Raw genomic sequence first — 4,736 nt, 5'->3', positions numbered from 1 at the left:
CCACCAGCGCGTCATTGTCGGGCGGGGCCGGGGGGGCCGGGTTTGTCCCAGGTTTGGCTGTTGTCATTAAGCGGGCCCTATCGCGGGTAAACCCGCTCCCACAAGGTCCGCGTCGCTCTCTCAACCTCTGTTTTCATGAGATGTGTAGATACCCCAGCAGCGATGAGGGCTTCGGCAACGGCGGAAATCCTTCATTTTCAGCATTTGTAACAAATGGCAAACTCCCCCGGTCCCCCGCAGCCATGAGCCCTCCATGATCGACATCCACAACGTCACCGCCTACCAGCAGCAGACCCGTGTGCTGGATGGCTTCTCCCTGCATATCGGCGAAGGCGAGAAGGTCGCCATCCTCGGCCCCAACGGCGCCGGCAAGAGCACCCTGCTCAAGCTGATCACCCGCGAGCTGTACCCGGTAGAGCGCGAGGGCAGCCACCTGCGCCTGTTCGGCAGCGACACCGTCAACCTCTGGGCGCTGCGCAGCCGCATCGGCTTCGTCTCCCAGGACCTGCAGGACGACTACACCCCCTACACCCAGGCCCTGGACGTGGTGGTCTCCGGCTTCTTCGGCTCCATCGGTGCCCACGGCCACCTGCAACCGAGCGCCGAGCAACTGGACGAGGCCCGCGAGCTGCTGGCGGTGGTGGAGATGACCTACCACGCGCAGACCATGTTCCAGCGCCTCTCCACCGGCCAGCGCCGCCGCCTGCTGCTGGCCCGCGCCCTGGTGCACAAGCCCGCGGCGCTGATCCTCGACGAGCCGGCCAACGGCCTCGACATGGGCGCCAGCCTGGGCATGCTCAAGCTGATGCGCCGCTTCTGCGGCGCCGAGCACGCGATGATCATCACCACCCACCATATCGACGAGATCATTCCCGAGATCGAGCGGGTGGTCCTGCTCGACAAGGGCCGCATCGTCGCCGACGGCCCCAAGGCCGAGGTCCTGACCAGCGAGCGTCTGTCGGCGCTGTACCAGACCGACCTGCGCCTCACGGAGCAGGATGGCTGGTATCGCTGCTGGCACGGTTGATCCTTGTGAATTCCCGGAGTATTTGCCGATGAAAGCTGCAATCGTCCATGCCTTCGACCAGCCCCCTCGCTATGGCGATATCGAGGCCCCGACCGCCGCGCCCGGCGAAGTCCTTGTGCGGGTGCGCGCCGCGGCGCTGAGCCAGCTGGTGCGCGCCCAGGCCAGTGGCAAGCACTACAGCAGCGGCAAGCAACTGCCGCTGGTGCCCGGCGCCGATGGCGTCGGCCTGCTGGAAGACGGCACCCGCGTGTATTTCTGTTTCCCGCGTGCGCCCATCGGGGCCATGGCAGAGATCGTTGCCGTGGATGCGCGCAACTGTGTCCCGGTGCCGGACGAGGTCGATGACCTGACGGCGGCGGCGATCGCCAACCCGGGCATGTCGTCCTGGGCAGCGCTACAGGAGCGGGCCCGGTTCCAGGCCGGCGAGCGGGTGCTGGTCAATGGTGCGGCAGGTGCGTCCGGGCGCCTGGCGATCCAGGTGGCGAAACACCTGGGGGCGTCCCATGTGGTGGCAACGGCGCGCAATGCGGCGGTGGAGGCGGAGCTGCGCGGATTGGGGGCGGATGACTTCATCTGTCTGGATCAGCCGGTCGAACAGCTGACGGCCGTCTTCCGCGAGGAAATCAAGGGCCGTGGCATCGATGTCGTCCTCGATTACCTGTGGGGCCAGCCGGCCGCGTGCATTCTCGAAGCGCTGGGCGGCCCCGGCAATGGCGAGGCGGCGCCGCGGGTGCGTTTCGTCAATATCGGGTCGATCGCCGGGGCGAGCATTCCCATGAACCCGGGGGTGCTGCGCGGTTCCGGGCTGGAGATGAGCGGGAGCGGGTTGGGCAGTATTTCCAACGCGGGACTGGCACAGGTGGTGGGGCAACTGCTGCAGGCCATCGGCAGCGCCGGATTGCGCGTGGAGGCCAGGGCCGTGCCGTTGGCGGCGGTCGAGGCCACCTGGGGTGCGAGCAGCGCCGAGCGCGTGGTGTTCGTCGTTTGAGTGGCGGGGAAAATGCCGCGGACAGCGTGCTGATTTCCTTCCTGCCGGCAGGGATCGGCGATTGCGCCTTGCTGCAGTTCGCCGGAGGGGCGTTCAACATATTGGTGGATGCGGGGCCCAGCAAGCCCGGTGACACGGCGCAGCGGCTGATTGAGCATCTGCAGCGGCTGCTGCCGAACGGGCTGATCGATATCGCGATCATCACCCATCACGATGATGACCATATCGGCGGCTTCATGGGCTTGTTCGCGGCCGACAGCCCGCTGCGCATCGACCAGCTGATCTTCAATGCACCCGCACTGGTGCGGATGTTTCTTTCCAACAGCACGACGCAGAAGTGCTCACCGCGTCAGGGTTACCTGATCGGCGAGCGCAAGCGTCCCCGCCATCATGAGGTGGTGACTGCCGGCCAGCGCATCCCCTGTTTCGGTGACCAGGTCGAGCTGGTCTTCCTGTCGCCGACGCCCGAGCTTGTGAGGCGGTATGGCAAGCTGGTCGATTCGTCCCAGCCGGTGAAGATTTCCGCGCGCAAGCCGTTTCGTCCGTATGCCGAGCTGAAGCAGGAAGAAGACCGCTTCAGCGAGGACACCTCGCGGTCCAACGCCCTGAGCCTGGCTTTCGAAGTCCGTTTCGGCGCACGCACCTGGCTGTTTCTCGGCGATGCCTGGCCTTCCACGGTCACCGCATCCCTCGACCAGCTGTACGGCGAAGACAAGCCCGCCTATGAACTGGTGAAGCTGTCCCACCACGGCAGTGACGGCAATACCAGTGCCGAACTGCTGGCGCGATTTTCCTGCCTTGACTACGTGGTGCCCACCAACGGGCAGCGGCATCATCCGCAGGCGCAGGCATTGCGGCGGGTGCTGGATGCCTGTGCAGATTCGCCACCGCGCTTTCATTTCCCGGCGCGGACGGTGGAGCTTGAGCACCTGCTCAAGGCGTATGGTGACTATGTGGTTTACCCGCAAGCGGATGAACTTCTTCAATTTCCAGACTAAGGACCAGCATGTTCGCAGAACCGCCACGTGAGGCCATCGACGAGATCGGACGTAATTACAGCAAGGCGCTTGTGCCGATCAAGGACCTCTCGTCCCCGGACCACGACGTCGTGGGAACGGGTTTTTTCGCCCGTTTCGAAGGCCGGGACTATCTGGTTACGGCAGCGCATACGGTGCTCAATACCGGACGAGAAAATTGCGGGCTGATCCTGAGCGGCGAACCGTTCAGCTTCGCCACGCGCTCGTTCCATTACAGCTGGGAGGACGACATCGGCGTTTTCCCGGTTGATGAGGTCTTGGCCGAGGAAATCGAGGGTGTGCTGAGGATTACGGTCGAGCGTGATCTCGGAGATTTTGCGCGCTGCGCGCAGGGGGTAGTGGTCATGGGCTATCCCATCTATTTCCTGGCGGGAATGAAAACCCCGCTCTTGCCGGTGTCCACCTGGCTGGAAACGCGGGGCGTAACCTTCTGCTCCGAGATTGAGGATCCGATTATCTACGCGTTCGAGGCAAAACGCTGGGTGACCACCGACGGGTTCAGCCGCGACAATTTCAACCCCGAGGGTATGAGCGGAGGGCCGGCGCTGGCCTGGGTCAACTTCGGCAGCGAGGAACGACCTGACTTGCAGGTGCTGTTCCAGTCTGTGCTGGTGGAGTGGGAAATGCGGGATGGCTTCCTGGTCGGGAGCGCCAATTCACGGCTGGTCGAATTGATGGATGCGTGCCTGGCTGGAACGGCATAGTCTCGCGTAGCGCGATTGCGGGATGCCCCGGCGCCAGGCGCCGGGGACCGGTTCAGGCGACCGCCTGGGCTCCAGTGATCTCCACCAGCGAGCCGCACATGAAGGCCGCTTCTTCCGAGGCCAGGAACGCTACCAGCGCGGCCACTTCCTCGGGTTTGCCGATGCGTCCGAACGGCACCATCTTGTCCAGGTCGGCGATGGTGCGGCCCGAACGCGTGACGCCGGCTTCCAGCATCGGCGTGTGGATTTCGCCCGGGCACACCCCGTTCACCCGCACCTTGTGCGGCGCATAGTCCCGCGCCAGGTTCTGGGTGAAGGAGGCCACGGCGGCCTTGGTGACGTTGTAGGCGATATGCCCGGGGGCCGGGTACAGGCCCCATTGTGATGCCGTGTTGACGATGGCGCCGCCGCCAGCCTCGATCATCAGCGGCAGCACGGCGCGGCACAGGTGGAACATCGAGTCCAGGTTCACCGTGAAACTGGTGTGCCAGTCGTCTTCGCTCAGCGCGAGCAGATTGCCGCGGCGGTTGATCCCGGCGTTGTTGACCAGGATATCGATGGCGCCCAACTGCTCGACCGTCTGCTGCACCAGCGCGCGGCAGGCGTCGCCCTGGCCAATATCCGCCGCGATAGCCACAGCCTTGCCGCCTTCGCTGCGAATCATTTCGGCGACGCCTTGGGCCGCTTCCAGGTTCACGTCGCTCACCACCACGGTTGCGCCTTCGCGCGCCAGTCTTGCTGCGATCGCCGAGCCGATACCGCCGGCTGCGCCGGTTACGATCGCTACCTTGTTCTCGAATCTTTGCATCGGTGACTCCGGGTTTTGTTGTTGTGTGCAGGGTTGCATGCAAGCTATCCGGAGGGTATTTGGATGTCAAGACGAATGAGATATGCAGACGTGCGCGGACCCTGTGGGAGCGGGTTTACCGGAACGCCGGACCGCCGCGATTGCGATAGTGAATTCACTGACGCAATCGCGG

The 4,736-nt window shown here is 64.5% G+C and carries 5 protein-coding genes; 4 read left to right on the top strand and 1 reads right to left on the bottom strand.

Annotation, left to right across the window (positions count from 1 at the left end):
- The first annotated feature begins 253 nt into the window (after positions 1 to 253).
- The 4 genes from V0R59_RS31630 to V0R59_RS31615 are packed head-to-tail and all read left to right on the top strand — an operon-like array spanning position 254 to position 3,756.
- Entirely contained in the window at positions 254 to 1,027 is a 774-nt protein-coding gene (locus V0R59_RS31630; RefSeq protein ID WP_330078423.1) for an ABC transporter ATP-binding protein, read from the top strand.
- 28 nt (positions 1,028 to 1,055) lie between these two features.
- A complete protein-coding gene (locus V0R59_RS31625; RefSeq protein ID WP_330078422.1) occupies positions 1,056 to 2,015 on the top strand; it encodes a quinone oxidoreductase family protein in 960 nt (319 codons plus the stop codon).
- A gap of 26 nt (positions 2,016 to 2,041) precedes the next feature.
- Entirely contained in the window at positions 2,042 to 3,013 is a 972-nt protein-coding gene (locus V0R59_RS31620) for a ComEC/Rec2 family competence protein (RefSeq protein WP_330078421.1), read from the top strand.
- Between the two features lie 8 nt (positions 3,014 to 3,021).
- Entirely contained in the window at positions 3,022 to 3,756 is a 735-nt protein-coding gene (locus V0R59_RS31615; protein ID WP_330078420.1) for a hypothetical protein, read from the top strand.
- A 52-nt stretch (positions 3,757 to 3,808) separates the two neighbouring features.
- Here the strand turns inward: V0R59_RS31615 and V0R59_RS31610 are convergent, their stop codons facing one another.
- The gene (locus tag V0R59_RS31610; protein WP_330078419.1) at positions 3,809 to 4,564 is read right to left on the bottom strand and encodes an SDR family NAD(P)-dependent oxidoreductase; all 756 of its coding nucleotides are present in this window, start codon (positions 4,562 to 4,564) and stop codon (positions 3,809 to 3,811) included.
- Positions 4,565 to 4,736 lie beyond the last annotated feature (172 nt).

It is taken from the genome of Pseudomonas ulcerans (assembly GCF_036324125.1).
Classification (GTDB): domain Bacteria; phylum Pseudomonadota; class Gammaproteobacteria; order Pseudomonadales; family Pseudomonadaceae; genus Aquipseudomonas; species Aquipseudomonas ulcerans.
The sequence above is the reverse complement of the archived record's forward strand: the minus strand, read 5'-3'. Positions and strand labels throughout refer to the sequence as shown.

Excerpts from the sequence above, each read along its gene's own strand:
- V0R59_RS31630 (WP_330078423.1), top strand. The coding sequence starts at position 254 with ATGATCGACATCCACAACGTCACCGCCTACCAGCAGCAGACCCGTGTG.
- V0R59_RS31625 (WP_330078422.1), top strand. The coding sequence starts at position 1,056 with ATGAAAGCTGCAATCGTCCATGCCTTCGACCAGCCCCCTCGCTATGGC.
- V0R59_RS31615 (WP_330078420.1), top strand. The coding sequence starts at position 3,022 with ATGTTCGCAGAACCGCCACGTGAGGCCATCGACGAGATCGGACGTAAT.
- V0R59_RS31610 (WP_330078419.1), bottom strand. The coding sequence starts at position 4,564 with ATGCAAAGATTCGAGAACAAGGTAGCGATCGTAACCGGCGCAGCCGGC.